This window comes from Phenylobacterium sp. (assembly GCF_041691455.1).
GTDB lineage: Bacteria > Pseudomonadota > Alphaproteobacteria > Caulobacterales > Caulobacteraceae > Phenylobacterium.
Genome location: NZ_JBEPUO010000001.1, coordinates 73,987 through 94,739, shown reverse-complemented (window position 1 = coordinate 94,739; position 20,753 = coordinate 73,987). Strand labels below are relative to the sequence as shown.

The 20,753-nt window shown below is 70.0% G+C and carries 21 protein-coding genes; 12 read left to right on the top strand and 9 right to left on the bottom strand.

Annotation, left to right across the window (positions count from 1 at the left end; translation table 11 throughout):
- The first annotated feature begins 1 nt into the window (after position 1).
- Positions 2–1,165, top strand: a complete 1,164-nt coding sequence (gene pseC / locus ACESMY_RS00510; RefSeq protein WP_372781086.1) for a UDP-4-amino-4,6-dideoxy-N-acetyl-beta-L-altrosamine transaminase — start codon at positions 2–4, stop codon at positions 1,163–1,165.
- Between the two features lie 10 nt (positions 1,166–1,175).
- On the opposite strand, the gene ACESMY_RS00505 is transcribed toward pseC, so the two are convergent.
- The 3 genes from ACESMY_RS00505 to ACESMY_RS00495 all read right to left on the bottom strand — a co-directional run bounded on the left by ACESMY_RS00505 (position 1,176) and on the right by ACESMY_RS00495 (position 4,171).
- The gene (locus ACESMY_RS00505) at positions 1,176–1,868 is read right to left on the bottom strand and encodes a hypothetical protein (protein WP_372781084.1); all 693 of its coding nucleotides are present in this window, start codon (positions 1,866–1,868) and stop codon (positions 1,176–1,178) included.
- Entirely contained in the window at positions 1,861–2,451 is a 591-nt protein-coding gene (locus ACESMY_RS00500; protein WP_372781082.1) for a hypothetical protein, read from the bottom strand. The genes ACESMY_RS00505 and ACESMY_RS00500 overlap by 8 nt, the downstream gene beginning before the upstream one ends.
- Before the next feature lie 82 nt (positions 2,452–2,533).
- A complete protein-coding gene (locus tag ACESMY_RS00495) occupies positions 2,534–4,171 on the bottom strand; it encodes a hypothetical protein (RefSeq protein WP_372781080.1) in 1,638 nt (545 codons plus the stop codon).
- A gap of 203 nt (positions 4,172–4,374) precedes the next feature.
- On the opposite strand from ACESMY_RS00495, the gene ACESMY_RS00490 reads away from it, so the two are divergent.
- The 5 genes from ACESMY_RS00490 to ACESMY_RS00470 all read left to right on the top strand — a co-directional run bounded on the left by ACESMY_RS00490 (position 4,375) and on the right by ACESMY_RS00470 (position 7,825).
- Positions 4,375–5,088: a response regulator transcription factor gene (locus tag ACESMY_RS00490; RefSeq protein WP_372781078.1), complete on the top strand. Its 714-nt coding sequence runs from the start codon at positions 4,375–4,377 to the stop codon at positions 5,086–5,088.
- Positions 5,057–6,652 carry an ATP-binding protein gene (locus ACESMY_RS00485; RefSeq protein ID WP_372781076.1) on the top strand — a complete coding sequence of 532 codons (1,596 nt, stop codon included), beginning with the start codon at positions 5,057–5,059 and terminating at the stop codon, positions 6,650–6,652. Before ACESMY_RS00490 ends, ACESMY_RS00485 begins: the two co-directional genes overlap by 32 nt.
- The gene (locus tag ACESMY_RS00480) at positions 6,649–7,083 is read left to right on the top strand and encodes an HPr kinase/phosphorylase (protein WP_372781074.1); all 435 of its coding nucleotides are present in this window, start codon (positions 6,649–6,651) and stop codon (positions 7,081–7,083) included. Before ACESMY_RS00485 ends, ACESMY_RS00480 begins: the two co-directional genes overlap by 4 nt.
- A 62-nt stretch (positions 7,084–7,145) precedes the next feature.
- Complete coding sequence (locus ACESMY_RS00475) at positions 7,146–7,550, top strand: PTS sugar transporter subunit IIA (protein WP_372781072.1); 405 nt, start codon at positions 7,146–7,148, stop codon at positions 7,548–7,550.
- Positions 7,547–7,825: an HPr family phosphocarrier protein gene (locus ACESMY_RS00470; RefSeq protein WP_372781070.1), complete on the top strand. Its 279-nt coding sequence runs from the start codon at positions 7,547–7,549 to the stop codon at positions 7,823–7,825. Before ACESMY_RS00475 ends, ACESMY_RS00470 begins: the two co-directional genes overlap by 4 nt.
- Positions 7,826–7,828: 3 nt before the next feature.
- On the opposite strand, the gene ACESMY_RS00465 is transcribed toward ACESMY_RS00470, so the two are convergent.
- Genes ACESMY_RS00465 through ACESMY_RS00455 form a run of 3 tightly spaced genes read right to left on the bottom strand, consistent with a single transcriptional unit; the run spans position 7,829 to position 9,925 of the window.
- Entirely contained in the window at positions 7,829–8,590 is a 762-nt protein-coding gene (locus ACESMY_RS00465; RefSeq protein WP_372782264.1) for an ABC transporter permease, read from the bottom strand.
- Between the two features lie 11 nt (positions 8,591–8,601).
- The gene (locus tag ACESMY_RS00460; RefSeq protein ID WP_372782262.1) at positions 8,602–9,552 is read right to left on the bottom strand and encodes an ABC transporter ATP-binding protein; all 951 of its coding nucleotides are present in this window, start codon (positions 9,550–9,552) and stop codon (positions 8,602–8,604) included.
- A 58-nt stretch (positions 9,553–9,610) separates the two neighbouring features.
- The gene (locus tag ACESMY_RS00455) at positions 9,611–9,925 is read right to left on the bottom strand and encodes a hypothetical protein (protein ID WP_372781068.1); all 315 of its coding nucleotides are present in this window, start codon (positions 9,923–9,925) and stop codon (positions 9,611–9,613) included.
- 283 nt (positions 9,926–10,208) lie between these two features.
- On the opposite strand from ACESMY_RS00455, the gene ACESMY_RS00450 reads away from it, so the two are divergent.
- Positions 10,209–11,417 (top strand): S41 family peptidase, encoded by a 1,209-nt coding sequence (locus ACESMY_RS00450; protein WP_372781066.1) that lies wholly within the window; start codon positions 10,209–10,211, stop codon positions 11,415–11,417.
- Here the strand turns inward: ACESMY_RS00450 and bioD are convergent.
- Both bioD and bioF read right to left on the bottom strand, forming a co-directional pair.
- Positions 11,414–12,127, bottom strand: coding sequence for a dethiobiotin synthase (gene bioD / locus ACESMY_RS00445; RefSeq protein WP_372781064.1), 714 nt, complete (start codon positions 12,125–12,127; stop codon positions 11,414–11,416). The two genes, ACESMY_RS00450 and bioD, sit on opposite strands and share 4 nt — an antisense overlap.
- Positions 12,112–13,260 carry an 8-amino-7-oxononanoate synthase gene (gene bioF / locus ACESMY_RS00440; RefSeq protein ID WP_372782260.1) on the bottom strand — a complete coding sequence of 383 codons (1,149 nt, stop codon included), beginning with the start codon at positions 13,258–13,260 and terminating at the stop codon, positions 12,112–12,114. The genes bioD and bioF overlap by 16 nt, the downstream gene beginning before the upstream one ends.
- A gap of 51 nt (positions 13,261–13,311) precedes the next feature.
- Here bioF and ACESMY_RS00435 point away from each other — a divergent pair, with 51 nt between their 5' ends.
- Positions 13,312–14,574 (top strand): adenosylmethionine--8-amino-7-oxononanoate transaminase, encoded by a 1,263-nt coding sequence (locus ACESMY_RS00435; protein ID WP_372781062.1) that lies wholly within the window; start codon positions 13,312–13,314, stop codon positions 14,572–14,574.
- On the opposite strand, the gene bioB is transcribed toward ACESMY_RS00435, so the two are convergent.
- Entirely contained in the window at positions 14,571–15,566 is a 996-nt protein-coding gene (gene bioB / locus ACESMY_RS00430; protein ID WP_372781060.1) for a biotin synthase BioB, read from the bottom strand. The genes ACESMY_RS00435 and bioB overlap by 4 nt on opposite strands.
- Before the next feature lie 72 nt (positions 15,567–15,638).
- Here bioB and ACESMY_RS00425 point away from each other — a divergent pair, with 72 nt between their 5' ends.
- The 4 genes from ACESMY_RS00425 (at position 15,639) to ACESMY_RS00410 (ending at position 20,722) form a co-directional block, all read left to right on the top strand.
- On the top strand, positions 15,639–17,102 hold the full coding sequence (locus ACESMY_RS00425; protein ID WP_372781058.1) for a CHAD domain-containing protein: 1,464 nt from the start codon (positions 15,639–15,641) through the stop codon (positions 17,100–17,102).
- A gap of 93 nt (positions 17,103–17,195) precedes the next feature.
- Positions 17,196–18,587, top strand: a complete 1,392-nt coding sequence (gene ahcY / locus ACESMY_RS00420) for an adenosylhomocysteinase (protein ID WP_372781056.1) — start codon at positions 17,196–17,198, stop codon at positions 18,585–18,587.
- Positions 18,588–18,749: 162 nt separating this feature from the next.
- Positions 18,750–19,580 carry a PfkB family carbohydrate kinase gene (locus ACESMY_RS00415; RefSeq protein WP_372781055.1) on the top strand — a complete coding sequence of 277 codons (831 nt, stop codon included), beginning with the start codon at positions 18,750–18,752 and terminating at the stop codon, positions 19,578–19,580.
- Positions 19,581–19,597: 17 nt separating this feature from the next.
- On the top strand, positions 19,598–20,722 hold the full coding sequence (locus ACESMY_RS00410) for a serine hydrolase domain-containing protein (RefSeq protein ID WP_372781053.1): 1,125 nt from the start codon (positions 19,598–19,600) through the stop codon (positions 20,720–20,722).
- Positions 20,723–20,753: the final 31 nt, after the last annotated feature.

Genomic DNA, 20,753 nt, shown 5'->3' with positions numbered 1-20,753 from the left:
GATGGCCCGCCCCGTCCTTCCGTACGGCCGCCAGACCATCGAGGACGACGACATCGAAGCCGTGGTCGCCGCGCTGAAGGCCGATTTCCTGACGACCGGGCCGATGGTGGAGGCCTTCGAGACCGCCTTCGCCGAAAAGGTCGGCGCGCGCCACGCGGTCGCCTGCGCCAACGGCACGGCGGCCCTGCACCTGGCCATGCTGGCGCTCGACGTCCAGCCGGGCGAGGCGGTTATCGCGCCCTCGATCACCTTCCTCGCCACCGCCAACTGCGCCCGCTACGTCGGCGCCGAGGTGGTGTTCGCCGACGTCGACCCGATGAGCGGCCTGATGACGCCGGACACCCTGGCGGACGCCCTGAAGCGGGTCGGAGACCGCAAGCTGCGCGCGGTCCTGCCGGTGCACCTGCGGGGCGACGTGGCCGACCTGCCGGGGCTCGCGGCCCTGGCCGGCGACGCGGGCGCGGTGCTGGTCGAGGACGCGCCGCACGCGCTGGGTTCCACCATGACCTTCGGCAATGTCGCCGAGCGGGTGGGCGACGCGCGCCACTCGGCCATGGCCACCTTCTCCTTCCACCCGGTGAAGACCATCGCCACGGGCGAGGGCGGCATGGTCACCACCAATGACGCGGGCCTCGCCGAGCGCCTGCGGATCATGCGCAGCCACGGCATGGCGCGTCCGGAAGGCGCCGAGCCCTGGTGGTACGAGATGCCCGAGCCGGGCTTCAACTACCGCCTGCCGGACATCCTCTGCGCGCTGGGCCTGTCGCAGCTCGCCAAGCTCGACCGCTTCGCCGCGCGCCGCCGGGCGTTGGCCAAGGCCTATGAGAAGGCGCTGGCGCCGCTGGCGCCGGTCGTCCGCATCGCCGCGCGGCCCGCCTGGAGCGACCCGGTGCTGCACCTGATGTGCGTGCTGATCGACTTCGAGGCCGCCGGCGTCACTCGGCGCGAAGCGGTCGATTCGCTGCGTGAACACGGCGTCGGGACCCAGGTCCACTACATCCCCGTCCACCGCCAGCCCTACTACCGTGACCGCTACGGCGAGCTCGACCTCCCGGGCGCCGAGGGCTGGTACGACCGCTGCCTCTCGCTGCCGCTCTACCCCGGCATGGCGGACGACGATGTGGGCAAGGTCGCCGAGGCTCTGAAGGCCGTGCTGAAACTCTGAGCCAGCCCGCCTAGCCTGCAGGGGCTGGCTGCGTCTGCGAGCAATCCAGGGCTCGACGCTGCCGGATCTGGTGCGCGGTGGCCAGGTCCTGAACCAGGGCCTCGCAAACGCTTGTCGCGGGCGGTTCAGCAGAGGTGGAGAAGGTGATGCGGTGGGCCTCGGACGGAAGGCCGGCCAGACCCAGGAAGCTCTGCGCGGCGGGGTCCTGACTGATCCACATCCCATACTGAACGTTGGGCTCGACCACGCAGACCGTTCTTACTGTGCGTCGATCATAGCTCAGCAGCATCTGCCGGGCGGCTCCAGGGCAGGGGTTCTCAAGCGGCGGCGCGGCGGTAAAGGCGCCATCGCAGGCCATGGGCTGGTTGAAGGTGACCCGCACCACGAGCAGGCCCGGCCGCACGACCGAGCCCTTGGCCGGGAAACTGCTGACGACCTTGGGTCGCTCCGCCCGCCCGCCAAGCTTGTCCGGCGCCAGGCACGCGAGCTTTGCGGTCACGGTGAGTTCCGCCACCTCCTTGGACGCCGTCACGACGAGCTCCGAGACGGTGGGGCCCTGACCGCCTCCTTGCCCGGGCGCTGCCCGCGCCGAGTTGGCCGCGCCGCACAGCAGGGCGGCGGATATGGCGCCGATCGCGAAGGCCCTTGCCGTGGCCCCCGACGTCGCGCCGCGCGAAAAGGTGTCGGTCCAGCTATCAGCCACGGAGAAGCGCCTCGTGTTCGTCGAAGGCCTGTTTGGCGAGCGGCCGAAGCGTGGTGACGATCGGCTTAATCTGCTGGGCGGCGTCGACCATGAAGCCGAAAGTCACATGCCGGGCGTCGGCCATGGCCGCGATCTGGCTCGCGAGATCCTCCCGCAGCGGATCCTCCGGACTGAGCGCCCTCGTTGCGGCTTCCAGGGATGCGACCTGCGCCGCGGAGTCGGCGATTCCCTCGAGCGCGAGGGTGATGCGCACCATAAGCCCGTGAATCTGGGCGCGGGTCCTGGCGTCGCGCAGGTCGTAGAGCTGCTCGCGGTTGCGGTCGTAGGTCTCGGCCTCGCGCCTGACCGCGCGCAGCAGGCGCATGGTGAAATGGCCGTAGGGATCGCCCCGGCCCCGGGTTTCGTCGGCGATCCGGATGGTCAGGTCGAGGGCCACGAGGATTTCCCCGAACAGCAGCGCGGCGCTCCGTTCGCGTTCGCGCCGCCGCAGGAGGTGCTCGATCTGCGTCGCCGCGAATCCGCCCACTGTCGCCAGCAGGGCTCCGATCACCACGCCCCAAAGGGTCTCTGCGCCGTCGCCCAAGGTCCGGCCTCCCCGCTTCCCAGGCGCCAACCTAGGGGTGGATCGGCCTATAGGCCAGCCGGCCGGCGGCGGGCGTGGGCGGTCAGGCCGCCAGCGAAGCGTGCTTCAGGAGGTCGCGGATGGCGTCGACGCGGTCCGGCGCGTCGCTGAGCTCGGCGCGGGTGTCGTCCTGGCGGGCGAGTTTCAGGCCCTCGGCCCGGGCGCGGTCGGCGGCGGGGCCCAGCGGGCACACCTCGCCGGACGCCAGCCGCAGGAGGACGGTCAGTCGGCTGAGGGCCGAGGCGTCGGCGTGGGCGGTCATGATGACCAGCCGTGCGTCGCGTTCGACCATGTCGCCCAGCTCGCCGAGCTTCTCCTGGACGGGCTTATAGGTTTCCTCGATCAGGCCGCACCGGCTGACCGCGCGCTGCAGCTTGGCGAACTCGGCGAGGCGCTGGGCGGGCTGCTGGGTCTCGCGGCTCTCGGTCTCGAAGCGCAGGCTGAAGACCAGCGACTGCAGCCAGCGGCCGGCCTCGCGCTTGGCGGCCTGGCCGATGACGTTCTCGGTGAGCCAGATGAGCGCCGTGGCCTCTTCATGCGCCGTGCGGCCGTCTCCCAGATAGACCTCCACGAAGTCGCGGGTCACCAGCATCTTGGAACGGGCGGAGAAGGCGGCCTGCACATTGTCGAGCGGCAGGAGCTTGCCGGAGGCGGCGGTCAGCGCCATGGCCAGGCCGCGGATGACGTCGATCTCGCTCACCGGATCGGTGGGCCGCAGGCGCCGCTGGCCGCCGAGGTCGCGCAGGATGCGCTGGCCGATCGCGGCGCGCACGCCGGTGAAATCCTCGCTGACCAGCCAGCCGGCCAGCCGCTTGGCGCGCACCGACAGCTCAGGCATCACCTTGGCGACCGACGGTTCGAGCTTGACCAGCTGGTCGACCACGTCGGCGGCGGCCAGCCGGCTCATGGCCGCCAGGCGCGCGCCGAGGTCGAGCCCGCCGCCCACGACGTTGTCGAGGCCCTTCTGGCTCGCGACGATCTCCTCCAGCGGCTCGGCGAGGACCGAGAGCGCCAGCTTGCGGGCCGATCCCGAGGCCGGGGCGCCGTCGGCGAGGTCGAGCAGCAGGCCCACCTTCTCGCTCCAGCTTTGCGCCGGGGCGAGGCTGGTGGCCACCGCGCAGCCCAGGCGGTAGGCGCCTTCCGGGTCCTTGACGAGTTGGGTCGCGGTCTTGGCGAAGGTCTCCGGCGTGACGTGAGGCAGGCCCTTCTTGGCGTCGCGCATGAGGCGTTCGATGGCGCGGTCGGCCAGGCTCTTGAAGGACTTGGTCATATCGGCGACCGAGGCGCCGCGGGCGTGGGCCTCGGGAACGGCGATCTTCTGGACGGCGTGCTGGATCTCGACGCCGCTGGCCTCCAACTGCTCCACCAGGTCCGGACGATGCAGAAGTTCGAAGGGGGTGGCGTTGCGGCGCTCCAGCCAGACCTCGAACAGGCGTCCGATCCGCTCGCGGGCGTGGCAGGTGTAGAGGTCCTGCGGGGCGACGCAGAGCGGCTCGGTCGCCTGGGGCGCCTTGACCTTGCGCGGCTTTTCGGGAGCCCCCAGGGTGAGGATGGTCAGGGCGTGGAACTCGCCGGAGGCGGCGTCGAGGATTTCGCGGGTCACCTTCGCGGCGGCGACCTCGCCCTTCCCGACCATCTCGTTGGCCGCGTCGAGCGCGGTGGCCCGCACGTCCGTCGCCATCTTCAGGGCCCACCCCGAGTCTGGATAACGACGGACGAAAACTTCGAAATGCACGTCTGCGCCGGGCATATGGCCCCTCCCAATGAACTGAAGCCTATCGCCGAAGCTTTAAGGTCCGATTGACCGTCGTTCTCGCGCCCCATTGAGGCCATGGTGCAGGGTGACTAGCTTCACGACAGCTACGTAGGAGACCGCTGAGCCCAATGGCCAAGATCACCCTGGTGGACGACGACGAGAACATCGTCACGTCGGTCAGCCTCGCGCTCGAGAGCCACGGCCACGCCGTGAAGGCCTATTACGACGGCGCCGCGGGCCTCGCGGCGCTGGAGAACGACCCGCCGGACCTCGCCATCCTCGACGTGAAGATGCCGCGCATGGACGGCATGGAGGTGCTGCGGCGCCTCCGCCGGACCTCCGACATGCCGGTGATCATCCTCACCTCCAAGGACGAGGAGATCGACGAGATCCTGGGCTTCAACCTGGGCGCCGACGACTACATGCACAAGCCGTTCAGCCAGCGCCTGCTGATCGAGCGGGTGAAGGCGGTGCTGCGCCGCGCGGGCGTCGAAGGCGAGGAGCCGACCGCCGCCGCGGCCGCCGCGGACGGCGGCTCGCGGGCGATCAAGCGCGGCAAGCTCACCCTCGACCCGGCGCGTCACGATTGCCTGTGGGAAGGCAAGCCGGTGAAGCTGACCGTCACCGAGTTCCTGCTGCTGCAGTCGCTGGCCCAGCGGCCCGGTTTCGTGAAGAGCCGCGACAACCTGATGGACGCGGCCTACGACGATCAGGTCTATGTCGACGACCGCACCATCGACAGCCACATCAAGCGCATGCGCAAGAAGTTCCGCGACGTTGACCCCGAGTTCGACGCGATCGAAACCCTCTATGGCGTCGGATACCGATACCGCGAAACCTGATCGGGGCCGCAAGCCTCCGCGACGCCGTTGGCTGCCGGGCACCCGCCTAGGCCAGCTGATCATCGCGCTGAACGTGCTGGGCCTGGCGGTGCTGATCGTTGGCGCCCTGGTGCTCAATGAGCTTCGCCAGGGGCTGGTCAACGCCCGCATCGACAGCCTGACCACCCAGGGCGAGCTGATGGCCGCCATCATCGACCAGGCCTACACCTTCGGCGAGCCGGAGCCGGCGATGGACGCCGCCGACGCGGGCCTCACCCTGCAGTTGCTGGCCAACCCCAAGACCCAGCGCGCGCGGCTGTTCGATCCGCAGGGGCGCACCATCGCCGACAGCGAGCTGGTGGCTGACCGGGTGGAGCAGAAGACCCTGCCGCCGGCCCGGCCGCGCGACGGCGGCGGACTGTCGCTGGACCTCCGCCCGGCCCCGCCGCGCGCCGGCATGGCCGGGGAAGCCCGCGCCGCCCTGCGGGCCGAGGTGGCCAAGGCGCTGCGCGGTCAGCATGTGGCGGGCCTGCGGCGCGGGGAGGACGGCGACCGCGTGGTCTCGGTCTCGATCCCGATCCAGCGCGTCCAGGCCGTGCTCGGCGTGCTGACGCTGGAGGCCAATGACGTGGACGAGATCATCGCCCGCGAGCGGATGGCGCTGATCCCCTTCATCCTCATCGCCATCGGGGTGACCCTGTCGTCGTCCCTGCTGCTGACCCAGCTGATCGCCCAGCCGGTGCTGCGCCTGGCGCGCGCCGCCGACCGCGTGCGGCTGGCCGGAGCCCGGGCGATCTCGCTCCCCGACCTCGCGCGTCGCGACGATGAGCTCGGCGACCTCACCCGCAGCCTCGAGGCCATGACCCAGGCGCTCTCCGAGCGGATGGACGCCATCGAGAGCTTCGCGGCCGATGTGGCCCACGAGATCAAGAACCCGCTGACCTCGCTGCGCTCGGCGGTGGAGACCCTCGACCTGGTGACCGATCCCGTGGCGCGCGAGCGGCTGCTGGGCATCCTCAAGAACGATGTGCAGCGGCTCGACCGCCTGGTCACCGACATCTCGAACGCCTCGCGGCTGGATGCGGAGCTGTCGCGCGATCCGCCCAAGACCATCGACCTGGAGCGGCTGCTCGGCGACATCGTCGGGCTCTACCAGGCGACCGCCAAGCCCGGGGAGGTCGCCGTGCGCTTCCATCCGTCCGGCGGGCTCGATCCGGTGCTGGTGTCCGGGCGCGAGGGGTCCCTGGGGCAGGTCTTCCGCAACCTGATCGACAACGGCCGCTCCTTCAGTCCGCCGGGCGGCGAGGTGGACGTGGCCCTGCAGCGCGCCGGCGGCCGGGTGATCGCCACGATCTCCGACGCCGGGCCGGGCATCCCGCCCGAAAACGTCGAGACCATCTTCGAGCGATTCTACACCTCCCGGCCCAAGGGGGCGGCGTTCGGCGGCAACTCGGGCCTGGGCCTCTCCATCGCCCGCCAGATCGCCGAGGCGCACGGGGGCACCCTGCGGGCCCAGAACCGGGTGGTGGACGGCAAGGTGATCGGGGCGGTGTTCCTGCTGATGCTGCCGGAAGCCAAGGCGTGATCCGCCACGCCGGGCTGATCGCCGTCCGGGCCGGCGGACCCTGGCGCGGCCTGCTGATCGAAGGGCCCGCCGGCGCGGGCAAGAGCGACCTCGCCCTGCGCTGCCTGGCGCAAGGGTTCCAGCTGGTGGCCGACGACCGGGTGATCCTGTGGGTCTCGGCCGGACGGCTGTTCGGCCGCGCGCCGGATACGCTGCTCGGACGGCTGGAAATCCGCGGACTCGAGGTGGTGGACCTTCCAGCCCTGCCGCTGGCCGAGGTGGCGCTGGCGGTTCGTTGCGGGACGCCCGAGCGCGTCCCCGCGCCCGCCTTCGACGAGATCCTTGGGGTTTCGGTGCCGCGCCTGACCCTCGATCCGCGGGAAGCTTCAGCGCCTGCGAAACTCCGTCGCGCGCTCGACCACTTTGACGCGGCGCACAAGAGGCGTATTTAGCACGGCTTCGCGGGACGGGAACTTGACCGCGGCGCGTCGGGGATACCCTTGGAAGCTTTCGTATGATCGGGCTCGTGATCGTCACGCACGGGCGGCTGGCGGAGGAGTTCGTCTTCGCCATGGAGCATGTGGTCGGACCGCAGGTCGCGGTCGAAGCGATCTGCATCGGGCCCGAGGATGACATGGAGCGCCGCCGCAAGGACATCCTCGCGGCCTGCGGGCGCGTGGAAACCGGTGCGGGCGTGATCCTGCTCACCGACATGTTCGGCGGCACGCCCTCGAACCTGGCGATTTCGGTGATGGAGCAGACCAAGGCAGAGGTGATCGCCGGCCTCAACCTGCCGATGCTGATCAAGCTCGCCAGCGTGCGCGCCCGCCAGAGCCTGGAGGACGCCGTGGCCTGCGCCCAGGAGGCCGGCCGCAAATACATCTCCGTCGCCTCCTACGTCCTGGCCGGCGAGAAGTGACCGGACCGGCGATCCGCACGGTCGAGATCGTCAACAAGCGCGGCCTGCACGCCCGCGCCTCCGCCAAGTTCGTCAAGACGGCCTCCGGCTTCGACGCCGAGGTCCGCGTCTCCAAGGACGGCCAGACCGTCGACGCCCGCTCGATCATGGGCCTGATGATGCTGGCCGCCGGCCCCGGCTGCTGCATCGAGATCGAGGCCGAGGGCGCCGAGGCCGAAGCCGCCGTCGCGGCCCTCGAGCAGCTGGTCAGCGCCAAGTTCGACGAAGACGAATAGGTCCTAGGTCTTCATCCGCCAGCCGGTGCGGAAGATCAGGGTGATGACGCCCAGGCAGATCAGCATGAACAGGAGTGTCATGCCGAGGCTGATCCCGACGCGGACGTCGGAGATCCCGTAGAAGCTCCAGCGGAAGCCCGACACCAGGTAGACCACCGGGTTGAACAGCGCGATCTTCGCCCAGAGCGGCGGCAGCATGTTGATCGAGTAAAAACTCCCGCCGAGGAAGGTGAGCGGCGTGATCACCATCAGGGGCACGATCTGCAGCTTCTCGAAGCCGTCCGCCCAGATGCCGAGGATGAAGCCGAACAGGCTGAAGGTGATCGAGGTCAGCACCAGGAAGGCCAGCGCCCAGAACGGATGCAGGATCTCGAACGGCACGAAGAGCCGCGCGGTGATCAGGATGATCGTGCCCAGCATCACCGACTTCGAGGCCGCCGCGCCGACATAGCCAAGGACCACCTCCACCGCCGAGACCGGCGCGGACAGCATCTCGTAGATCGTGCCCGACCACTTGGGCATGTAGATGCCGAAGGAGCCGTTGGAGATGCTCTCGGTCAGGATCGACAGCATGATCAGGCCCGGCACGATGAAGGCGCCGTAGGAGACCCCGTCGATCTTGGCCATGCGCGAGCCGATCGCGGCGCCGAAGACGATGAAATAGAGCGAGGTGGAGATCACCGGGGCGGCGATCGACTGGACGATGGTGCGGAAGGTCCGGGCCATCTCGAAGCGGTAGATGGCGCGGATCGCATAGGGGTTCAGGGCAGGTCCGCTCATCGCCGGTCGCTCACCAGGTTGACGAAGATGTCCTCAAGCGAACTCTGCTCGGTCTGCAGGTCCTTGAAGTCGACGCCGCGCTCGTTGAGCTGGCGCAGCAGGCCGGCGATGCCGGTGTTCTCGGCCTGGGCGTCGAAGGTGTAGACGAGGTCCGCCCCGTCGTTGGCGAGCGCCAGGTCGAAGCCGTTCAATCCGCCGGGCACCGCCTTCAGCGGCTCCTGCAGGTGCAGGGTGAGCTGCTTTTTGCCGAGCTTGCGCATCAGCTCGGCCTTCTCCTCGACGACGATCAGCTCACCCTTGGAGATCACCCCGATCCGGTCGGCCATCTCTTCGGCCTCCTCGATGTAGTGGGTGGTCAGGATGATGGTGACGCCGCTTTCGCGCAGGCCGCGGACCATCTCCCACATGTCGCGCCGAAGCTCGACATCGACGCCGGCCGTGGGCTCGTCGAGGAACAGGATCTGCGGCTCGTGGCTGAGCGCCTTGGCGATCATCACCCGGCGCTTCATGCCGCCGGAGAGCGCCATGATCTTGGCGTCCTTCTTGTCCCACAGCGAAAGGTCGCGCAGCACCTTCTCGACATAGGCGGTGTTCTTCGGCTTGCCGAACAGGCCGCGGCTGAAGTTGACGGTGGCCCAGACGGTCTCGAAGGCGTCGGTCGAGAGTTCCTGCGGCACCAGGCCGATCTTGGCGCGCGCCGCGCGATAGTCGCGGATGATGTCGTGGCCGTCGGCCGTCACCGTGCCGGAGGTCGGGTTGACGATGCCGCAGGTGATGCCGATCAGCGTCGTCTTGCCGGCGCCGTTGGGGCCCAGCAGGGCGAAGATCTCGCCCTTGGAAATCTCCAGGTCGACGTTCTTCAGCGCCTGGAAGCCGCCGGCGTAGGTCTTTGAAAGACCCTTGATCGAGATGATTGGCTGCACGCGTCCCCCTGGTGCCTCCGAGATAGGGTTCCCAGGACGCTTCGGCTAGGCCGTAGCCGACATCGTTCGGCGCGAGCGGGCCTCAGACCTTGATGTCGATGGCGACGCCGGTCTTCTTCTCGGTCGCCTCCTGGACCTTCTCCTTGATCAGTTCCTTGATCTTCGCCTCGACCTTTTCGCGCTCCTTGGGGTCCATGGCCTTCAACTTGTCCTCGGTAAGGTCCAAGGAGCCGAGGATCGCCGCCCGCATCTTCTCGGCGGGCGTCATCTGCGCGTAGGCCCTGAAATCGTCGACGGCCGTTTCCCCGGCGGTCTTCTTCGCGACCGGCGTCATCGTGGCGGAGGTCTGCGATGTCGGCGGGACGTAGGGGCTCGCACCGCCGGAAGGGATTTGCATGATGGGCCCTCGTTTTGGGCCAGACCTTGCAAGTCCTGTGCGAAGGAAACCCTGTTCCGTTTCCGGCTCTTAGGTTCGGCGCGGCGGTGACGGCGGCAAGCGGCGCCGTAAAAAAGCTGCCGCCCTGTCAGTTTTTGCCGCTTCAAGCGCCGACCGGCGCCGGAGCCGCCAGGGCTTGCGGCAGCGCCCCCGCCTTGGCCTAATAGTGGCGGCGTCCGGGGGGAAAATGACCAGAAAACATATCGCGAGCCTGGCCGGCGCGCTTGTCCTGGGCGCCACCGGAATGGCGCTCATCGACAACCGGGCGCAGGCCGCCGCCGGGGCGCCTCCGGAGACTTTCCACTGGCTCGGGGTTTTCGGCGACGCGCTGAGCCAGGTGGAGAAACACTACCTGCGCCCGGTGGACACGCCGAAATTGATTCAGGCGAGCCTCGAGGGGATGTTCCGATCGCTGGATCCGCACTCGAGCTATATCTCGCCCGCGACATTTTCCCTGATGACCGGACGGACGCCGACGCCGGCGGCGATCGGGATATCCCTGACGGAAACCTCCCGCGGACTGCGGGTCATCGCGGCCTTGCCCAACGGACCGGCCGCGCGAGCCGACATTCAGCCCGGCGACGAACTGGTCGCCATCGACGGCCAATATACCTCCAACCTGTCGGTGGATCAGGCGGTGGGCCTCTTGAAGGGCGAACCGGCGAGCTCCGTCGTGCTGAGTATCCGGCGGGATGACCGGCTGCTCGATGTAACGCTCAGCCGGCAGCTGGTTCCGCCCGGCCCCACGCAGTCGTCCCGGATGATCGGCGCGGTGGGTTATCTCTCGATCTCCGCCCTGAACGAAAACTGCGCGCGCGACGCCGAGACCGCGATACGGGCGTTGCGGGCGCAAAATCCGGCGATGAAGGGGCTGGTGCTCGATCTGCGAAATTCGCCGGGCGGCCTGCTTTCAGAGGCCGTCGGGGTCGCGGACCTGTTCCTGGACGGCGGCGACATCGTGTCCCAGCGCGGGCGCGAGCCGCGCGATGTGGAACGCTATGTGGCGCGCCCGGCGCAGGTCGCGCAGGGCTTGCCCATGATCGTCCTGGTCAACGGGGGCACCGCATCGGGCGCGGAAATCATCGCCGGCGCCCTGCAGGACCGCGGGCGGGCGAAGCTGCTGGGGCTTCATACCTTCGGCAACGGCACAATCCAGACCGTGATCCCGCTGGCGGGAGGCCGCGACGGCGCCATCAAGCTCACCACATCGATGTTCTTCCTCCCCTCGGGGCGGCCTATCCAGAAGGTCGGGCTGACGCCGGACCTTCCCGTCGCCAATAGCGCGGCGGAGGCCGCGGCGCGCTTTCCGGCGGGCGAGGCGGCGCTTCCGGGCGCGATCGATCCGCCGGCCGGATCGCCGCCGGCGGCCCGCCCGCCTCAAGCACCTCCGGCCGGTTATGCCGCCAACGGCGACTACCAGCTCGACCGCGCCGTGACGCTGCTCAAGGGCTAGGCCGACTCGCCCGGCTGGACGCCGATCAGGGCCAATAGATCGGCGGCCCAGTCGTCCGAGCCGGATCGGGGCGCGCCGAGGACTGGGACACCGCTGGCATGGGTCGCGACCAGGGCGAGCGTCTGGGCGAAGTCAGGCGCGTCGGCCTGCGCGTCCTGGCTCACCACCACCGCGGCCACGGTCTGGTCGCGCATCCGCAGGACCTCGAGCGCGGTCAGGGTGTGGCTGATCGCGCCGAGATAGCCGCCGCCGACCAGCAGGACCGGCAGGGTCAGCGCGGTCATCAGGTCGAGGCCGGTGGCGCCGTCGGCCAGCGGCGACATCAGCCCGCCGACGCCTTCCAGGACGAAGAGGTCGGCCGTGGTCGCCGCGAGCCGCGCGGCGCAGACGTCAACGATCGGCGCCAGCGGCAGGGCCTGGCCCTCCAGCTTCGCGGCCATCGGCGGGGCCAGCGGGGCCGCGAACCGCCAGGGCGTCATCCGGTGGAGCTCGTCGTCGGTCAGGGGTCGGCCGAGGGCGTCGAGCAATCGGCCGGGATCGCTGTCGGCCCAGTCCGCGCCGTCGAAGCCGCTGGCGATGGGCTTCAGGGCCTCGACGCTGAAGCCCGAAGCGCGGGCGGCGCGGATCAGGCCGCAGGCGACGTGCGTCTTGCCGACGTCGGTGTGGCTGCCCGCCACGAAGACCCGGGCGCCGTTCATCGCGCCAGCCATGGGCGCACGGCCTCGGCCAGCCGGTCGACGGCCTCGTCCGGATGCCCGGCGGTGAAGGCGACGCGCAGCCGCGCCGTGCCCGCCGGCACGGTCGGCGGCCGGATCGGCACGACCAGCAGGCCTTCCGCCTCCAGGGCCGCGGCGGCGGCGAGCGCGGTTTCCGCCGCGCCCAGTACGATCGGCACGATGGCGCTCTGGGCGTCGGCCAGGTTGAGGGCGGCGGTGAACCGGCGGGCCTTGGCGAGCGGCGCGGCCACCCGCTCCGGTTCGTCCTCGATGAGATCGAGCGCCGCGAGGGCGGCGGCCACCGAAGCTGGCGGCAGGCCGGTGGTGTAGACCAGTGTCCGGGCCCGCATCTTGATGAGCTCGATCACCGGCGCGCTGGCGCAGACATAGCCGCCATAGCCGCCGACCGCCTTGGAGAGCGTGCCCATGTGCAGGTCGATCTGGGCGTCCGGAAACAGCCGGGCCGTTCCCGCGCCGCCGCCCAGGACACCCAGGCCATGGGCGTCGTCGACCATCAGCCAGGCGTCATGTTCGCGGGCGACCCGGCTGATCTCGCCCAGCGGGGCGATGTCGCCGTCCATCGAGAAGACCCCGTCCGTGGCCACCAGGGCGCGGCCGGCGCCGGGCCGCGCCGCCGCCAGCCTGGCCGCGAGATCGTCCGCGTCATTGTGCCGGAAGGCCACGACCTCGGCGCCCGAGAGCCTGGCGCCGGCCCAGATGCAGGCGTGCGCCAGCTCGTCGATCGCCACCAGGTCGCCGGGGCCCGCGAAGGTCGGGATGATGCCGGTGTTGGCCAGGTAGCCGGAGCCGAAGACGCAGGCCGCCTGCGTCCCCTTCAGACCGGCCAGCCGGGCTTCCAGCCGCCCATAGAGCGGATGGTCGCCGGTCACCAGCCGCGAAGCCCCGGCCCCTGCGCCGTAGAGCCCGATCGCCGCCACCGCCGCCGCCTTGACCGCCGGATGGTGCGAGAGGCCCAGGTAGTCATTGCAGGAGAAGGAGATCATCCGCCGGCCGTCCCGCTCCACCCAGACGCTGTCGATGCGGTGAGTGGGTTTCAGCGAACGGGCGAGGCTTTGGGCGGCCAGGCCGGCGATTTTCGCTTGCGCGTAACGGGTAAGGCTGTCGATCACGGCGCCCGTATGCCCCACCCCGACGCGCCCCGGAAGAGAGACCCATCCATGGACCACCAACCGGCCTGGCTCGCGCAGGGCGCGGCGCACGTCTGGCGGCCCTATTGCCAGATGAAGACCGCGCCGCCGCCTCTGGCCGTCGCCCGCACCGAAGGGGCCCGCCTGATCCTCGCGGACGGCCGGGAGTTGGTGGACGGGATCGCCAGCTGGTGGACGGCCTGCCACGGCTACAACCACCCCCATATCCGCGCCGCCGTGCAGGCCCAGCTGGAGACCGCGCCGCATGTGATGTTCGGCGGCCTGGCCCACGAACCGGCCTATCGCCTCGCGACGCGGCTCGCCAAGGCGTTGCCGGGCGACCTCGACCACGTGTTCTTCGCCGAGTCCGGCTCGGTCTCGGTGGAGATCGCGATGAAGATGGCGATCCAGTACTGGATCAACCGCGGCGTCCACGGCCGGGCGCGCTTCGTGGCGTTCCGCGGCGGCTATCACGGCGACACCCTGGCGACGATGACGGTCTGCGACCCCGAGGAGGGCATGCACAGCCTGTTCGCGGGCGTCATGCCGGCGCAGCATATCGCCGCCCTGCCGACCGACGAGGCCTCCGAGGCGGCCCTCGACCGGCTGCTGGCCGAGAAGGGTAGGGAGATCGCGGCGATCATCGTCGAGCCGCGCGTGCAGGGCGCCGGCGGCATGCTGTTCCACGACGACCAGGTGCTGCGGCGCCTGCGCCGGCTGGCGGACGCGCATGGCGTGCTGCTGATCTTCGACGAGATCTTCGTGGGCTTCGGGCGCACCGGCGACATCTTCGCCTGCGAAGGGGCCGGCGTGGTCCCCGACATCGTGACGCTCTCGAAGTCGCTGACCGGCGGGACGCTGCCGCTGTCGGCGGCCATCGCGACGCGGGCGGTGTTCGAGGCCTTCTGGTCGGACGATCCGGGCGCGGCCCTGATGCACGGGCCGACCTACATGGGAAATCCGCTGGCTTGCGCGGCGGCCAACGCCTCTCTGGACCTCTTCGAGACCGGGACCTGGCGGGCCGATGTCCCCCGGATCGGTGAGGGGCTGAGGGCCGGGCTGGAGCCGTGCCGTGGTGCGCCCGGCGTCGTCGACGTCCGCGTGCTGGGCGCGATCGGGGTCGTGGAGTTCCAGGCGGCGGTCCCTGTCCAGGCCTGGTGTCAGCGCTTCGCCGAGGCCGGGGCCTGGATCCGTCCGATGGGCAAGGTGGTCTATCTGACGCCGGCCTTCGTCACCTCCGACGCCGAGGTCGAACTCCTGACCCGCGCGGTCCGCTCGGTGGTCTGCGGCTAGACGGTCTGCGCCGCGGTCGTCCGCAGGGGGCCCATCTTCAGGTCCGCCAGGAAGGCCGTGTCCTGGTCCTGGTCCGGATTGTCGGTGGTGAGCAGGCGCGCGCCGATGAAGATCGAATTGGCGCCGGCCAGGAAGCACAGCGCCTGCAATTCGCGGCTCATGTGCTCGCGACCGGCGGCGATCCGCACCATGGATTTCGGGCAGACCAGGCGAGCGGCCGCGATCATCCGCACGAACTCCAGCCCGTCGACCGGGGTCGAGCCGCCCAGCGGCGTGCCGGGGATCGGCATCAGGTCGTTGATCGGCAGACTTTCGGGATGGCTGGGCAGGGTCGCCAGCTGGTGCAACAGGCCCGCGCGGTCGCGCCGCGTCTCGCCCATGCCGACGATGCCGCCGCAGCAGGTCGACATACCGGCCTCGCGCGCATGGGCCAGGGTGTCGAGCCGGTCCTGGTAGGTGCGGGTGGTCACCACCTGGTCGTAGTAGTCCGGCCCAGTGTCGAGGTTGTGGTTGTAGAAATCGAGGCCGGCGGCCTTCAGGGCCTTGGCCTGGGCGGCGGTCAGCATGCCGAGCGTGGCGCAGGTTTCCAGGCCCAGCGCCTTCACGCCTGCGATCATCGCGGCCACCTTCGGCAGGTCGCGGTCCTTCACGTCGCGCCAGGCCGCGCCCATGCAGAACCGCTGCGCGCCGCCGGCCTTGGCCTCGGCCGCCGCGGCGATCACCGCCTCTGCCTCCATGAGCTTGGAGGCCGTGGTCGCGGTCTTGAAATGCTGCGACTGGCTGCAGTAGCCGCAGTTCTCCGGACAGCCGCCGGTCTTGACGGAGAGCAGTTGGGAGAGCTGGAGTTGCGTGGGATCGAACCACCGCCGGTGGACCTCGGCCGCGCGGAAGATCAGCTCGGTGAACGGCAGCTCGAACAGGGCCTCGACCTCGTCCAGCGTCCAGTCGTGGCGCGGGACGGCGGGATCGAAGGGGTGGGCGTGGGCGTTCATGGGAAGCTCCAGGGTCTTGGCGGCTGGCCGACATAGCGTGGCGCCGGGACCGACCGCAACCGACGGTGACCGATGAGCGATCACGAGATCGAGCTGAAGTTCGCCTGCGGGGCGGACGACCTGGCGGCTGTTTTGGCCGCGGCGCCGCCCGGCGACGACGAAAGCCGTGAGCTGATCAGCGTCTATTTCGACACGCCCGATCTGGCGCTCCAGAAGGCCGGCGCCTCGCTTCGGGTGCGCGAGAGCAAGGGCCGGCGCGTCCAGACCCTGAAACGGGGCGAAGGCCTCTTTCGCGAGGAGCACGAGGCGCCGATCGATGGCTTGGCCCCCGATCCGGAGCTTGGGCCCCTGCCGTCCCTGATGCCGCAAGGCGCGAGCCTTAGGCCGGCCTTCAACGTCCGCGTCAGCCGCCGCCAGCGGACCTTCCGCTATCTGGACGCCGAAATCGAGCTGGCCCTGGACCAGGGCGAAGTCACCGGCGGCGAGCAGAAGAGCCCGATCTGCGAGGTGGAGCTGGAGCTGAAGTCCGGCCCGCCGTCCGCGCTCTTCGCGCTCGCCCGCGAGCTGTCGGCCGCCGCGCCCCTATACATCGCCTTCGAGACCAAGGCCGCCCGGGGCCAGGCCCTGGTGGCGGGCCAGGCGCGGTCGGCGCGCCACAACAACGGGGTCGAGCTGTCATCCGGCGCCAGCGTGGCCGAGGCCTTCCAGTCGGTGGCCCGCCGGGCGCTCGCCCAGATCGCCGCCAACGCCGCGGTGCTTCGCGCCGATCCCGGGCCGGACGCCGTGCATCAGCTCCGCGTCGGCGCCCGGCGGCTGCGCAGCGCGCTCACGGCCTTCAAGCCCGCGCTCGCGGGCGAGGGCCTGGACGTCCGGACGGCCGACCTCAGGTGGCTGAGCCACGCCTGCGACCGCGCCCGCAACCTCGACGTCTTCGCCGAGGAGACCCTCAGGCCCGCGGCGGGCGGCCCGGTCACGCCGGAGGGCCTTCCGGCGTTGCGCAAGGCCGTCGAGGCTGAGCGCCGGCGGGCCTGGGCGAGCGCCGCGGACGCGGCGTCGTCCGCCCGGTTCCGGGCCCTGATGATCGACACCACCGCCTGGGTGGAGACGGGCGACTGGCGCAACGGCGAGGTCGCCGGGGGCTCGATCGGACCGTTCGCCGACCGGGCCCTGACCCGCCGGGTGCGGTCGTTCCGCAAGCGCGCGCGGGACGCCAGGGACGGCGATGACACCGCGCGCCACCGCCTGCGCATCGAGGCCAAGAAACTCCGCTATACCGCCGAGGCGCTGGCCAGCCTCTATGGCCGCAAGCACGCTGGCCGGTATCTCCACGGCGTGCGCGAGCTGCAGGAGGTGCTGGGAGCGCTCAACGACCTCGCCACCGTCGAACCGCTGATCGCCAGCCTCACCCTGCGGCCGGAAGCGGCTTTCGCGGCGGGTGAGCTCGTGGGCCTGCAGATCGCCGGCAAGCCCCGCCTGGTGGCGCGGGCGGCCAAGGCGGCGGAACGGCTCGCAGGGACCAAGCCGTTCTGGGGTTAATCAAGACATAAAGAAATCTTTATATGATTTCTTGCGCTCGGCGGCGGGCGTGGTTATAGAGCCGCCAACCCAATTCCCCTCCCGAGGACTGATATGACCGACTACGTCGTCAAGGACATCGCGCTCGCCGACTGGGGCCGCAAGGAACTGGACATCGCCGAGACCGAGATGCCGGGCCTGATGGCCGTGCGCGCCGAGTTCGGCAAGGACCAGCCGCTGAAGGAAGCCCGCATCGCCGGCTCCCTGCACATGACCATCCAGACCGGCGTCCTGATCGAAACCCTGCAGGCCCTGGGCGCGGAGGTCCGCTGGGCCTCCTGCAACATCTTCTCGACCCAGGACCATGCCGCCGCCGCCATCGCGGCCAAGGGCACGCCGGTGTTCGCGATCAAGGGCGAGAACCTGATCGAGTACTGGGAATACGCCCACAAGATCTTCGAGTGGCACGACGGCGGCTACCCGAACCTGATCCTCGACGACGGCGGCGACGCCACCCTGCTCTGCGTGCTGGGCCCCAAGGCCGAGAAGGACCCGAGCGTCCTCAACAACCCCCAGAACGAGGAAGAAGAAGCCCTCTACACGGTGATGAAGCGCTACCTGAAAGAGAAGCCCGGCTTCTATTCGGCGATCCGCGACGCCATCAAGGGCGTCTCCGAAGAGACCACCACGGGCGTCCACCGCCTCTACCAGATGGCCGAGCGCGGCGAACTGCCGTTCCCCGCCATCAACGTCAACGACAGCGTCACCAAGTCGAAGTTCGACAACCTCTACGGCTGCCGCGAGAGCCTGGTCGACGCCATCCGCCGCGGCACCGACGTGATGCTGGCCGGCAAGGTGGCCGTGGTCCTGGGCTACGGCGACGTGGGCAAGGGCTCGGCGGCCTCGCTGCGCAACGGCGGCGCGCGGGTGATCGTCACCGAGGTCGATCCGATCTGCGCCCTGCAGGCGGCCATGGAGGGCTATGAGGTCCAGACCATGGAAGACGTCGCCGACAAGGCCGATATCTTCTGCACGGCGACCGGCAACAAGGACGTGCTGACCGTCGACCACATGCGGGCGATGAAGAACAACGCCATCGTCTGCAACATCGGCCACTTCGACAGCGAGATCCAGATCGCGGGCCTGCGCAACTTCAAGTGGGACGAGATCAAACCGCAGGTCCACCACGTGGAATTCCCGGACGGCAAGAAGATCATCGTGCTGTCGGAAGGCCGCCTGGTGAACCTCGGCAACGCCACCGGCCACCCGAGCTTCGTGATGAGCGCCTCCTTCACCAACCAGACGCTCGCCCAGATCGAGCTCTGGCAGAACGGCGGCAAGTACAAGACCCAGGTCTACACCCTGCCCAAGCACCTCGACGAGAAGGTGGCCATGCTGCACCTGGGCAAGCTGGGCGCGAAGCTGACCAAGCTGTCGAAGGACCAGGCGGACTATATCGGCGTCCCGACCGAGGGCCCGTTCAAGCCTGACCACTACCGGTACTAGCCGCCTCCCCCGCGAAGCGGGGGAGGGGAACCACTCGCCGAAGAGCGGGTGGTGGAGGGGCGAGGACCGGGCGCCGAGTTTGCCGCTTGCCCCTTCCACCATCGGCTCTTTGGCCGATGGTCCCCCTTCCCCATGAATGGGGAAGGCAGATAAAGCAGCGCCATGCCCTTGGCGCTCGTCCTTTCCTCCTTCGTTGCGGCCAGCCGGATCGGCGGGGCGGCGCAGCAGTATGTGCTGGCCGCGCACGGGATCGATCCGGTGCTGGTCCCGACCGTCATGCTGGGCCGCAACCCGGCGCGCGGCTCGCAAGGCCAGGCGACCCCGCCGGACCTCTTCGCCCGCATGCTGGCCGATGTGGAGGCCGACGCCCTCTTCGGTCTCGTCGACCTGGTGATCACCGGCCACTTTTCGTCCGCCGAGCAGGTGGAGATCGCCGCCGACGCCCTGGGCCGCATCCGCGGCGCCGCCCTGCGCAAGCCGGTCATCGTGGTCGATCCCATTCTCGGGGATGCGCCCAAGGGGCTCTATGTGAGCGCCGAGGTCGCCGAGGCGGTGGCGAGCCGGCTCGTCCCGATGGCCGACTGGATCACCCCCAACCTCTGGGAGCTCGCCCATCTGACCGGCGCGCCGATCGACAGCGTCGAGGCGGCGATCGCCGCCGCGCGGCGGCTCGGCAAGCCCGCCTTCATCACCTCCGCCCCGGCCGGGGCCGACGAGATCGGCCTGCTGCTGGTCGAACCGGAGGACGCGATCCTCTTCGCCCATCCGCGCCTGGAACAATCGCCGAACGGAACCGGCGACCTGGTGACCGCAAGCTTCGGCGCGGGTCTTATCCAAGGCCTCGCGCCCTGTGTCGCCGCCCAGCGCGCCGCCCGCGCGGCCAGCGAAGCGGTGCAGGCGGCCCAGGACTGGAATGCGCCCGAGCTGCCCATCGTGGCGCTGGGCCAGCGGCTGGTGCAACCGACCGCGGCCCTGCGTATAGAGCCGCTCTGACCGTCTCAGGAGCCCCCATGGTCGAGATCGCCGGCCACGCGTCCCCCCGGTTCGCCGCGGTGAAGGACGTCTTCGCGGCCAGTTTCGAGGCCGGCGAGGAGCTGGGCGCGCGCTTCACCCTGGTGGAGGCCGGTGAGACCGTGGTCGACCTTTGGGCCGGCTCCGCCGACCGCACCGGCGCCAAGCCCTTCGACGACAAGACCCTGACCCCGATCTTCTCGACCACCAAGGCCATCGCCGCCCTGCTGATCGCCCGGCTGGTGGACCAGGGGAAGCTCGACTACGTCCAGACGGTCGCCTCGGTATGGCCGGAGTTCGCCGCGGCCGGAAAAGCTTCGATAACCATCGAACAGTTGATGTCGCACCAGGATGGCCTCTCGGGATTCCCCGATCCGATGGACCCATCCCTGTGGTTCGACTGGGACGCCATCTGCGCCAAGCTCGCGGCCATGGCGCCGCTCTGGCCGCCCGGCACGGCCAGCGGCTATCACCCGATCACCTTCGGCTATCTGGCGGGCGAGGTCTTCCGGCGGGTCGACGGTCGGCGGATGGGGGCGGCGCTGCGGGAGGACCTGGCGGGCCCCTTCGGCCTCGACATCTGGATCGGCCTGCCGGACTCCGAGTTCGGCCGGGTCGCCGAACTGCAGCGGCCAAAGGCGCTGCCGGACTTCGGCCATCAGAACCCGGCGACGCGGGCGGCGTTCCTGACCCCCTGGGCCCAGCCGGGCGGGCGCGGCGGGATCGACCTGAAACGTTTCGACCTGCCGTCCGCGACCGGGCAGGCGACGGCCGCGGCCCTGGCCCGGCTGATGGGCGCGCTGGCCAACGACGGCTGGCTCGACGGCGAGGACATCCTCTCCCCGGCCCTGATCGCCGAGGCCGCCCGCCAGCGGATTCGCGGCCAGGACCTGGTGCTGCCCTTCGAGATCAGCTGGGGCGCGGGTTTCATGCGCAATGAGACCGTGCACCCGTGGGGTCCCGGGAACGCGACCTTCGGCCATGCCGGCTGGGGCGGATCCTGCGCCTTCGCCGACCCCGAACGCAGGCTGGGCGGCGCCTATGTCATGAACCGGCAGTCGACCGACCTGCTGGGCGACGGCCGCCCGCGGCGGCTGATCGAGGCGGCCTACGCGGCCCTCTAGCGCAGACCTGATCCTTCGGTTGGCGGCGAGG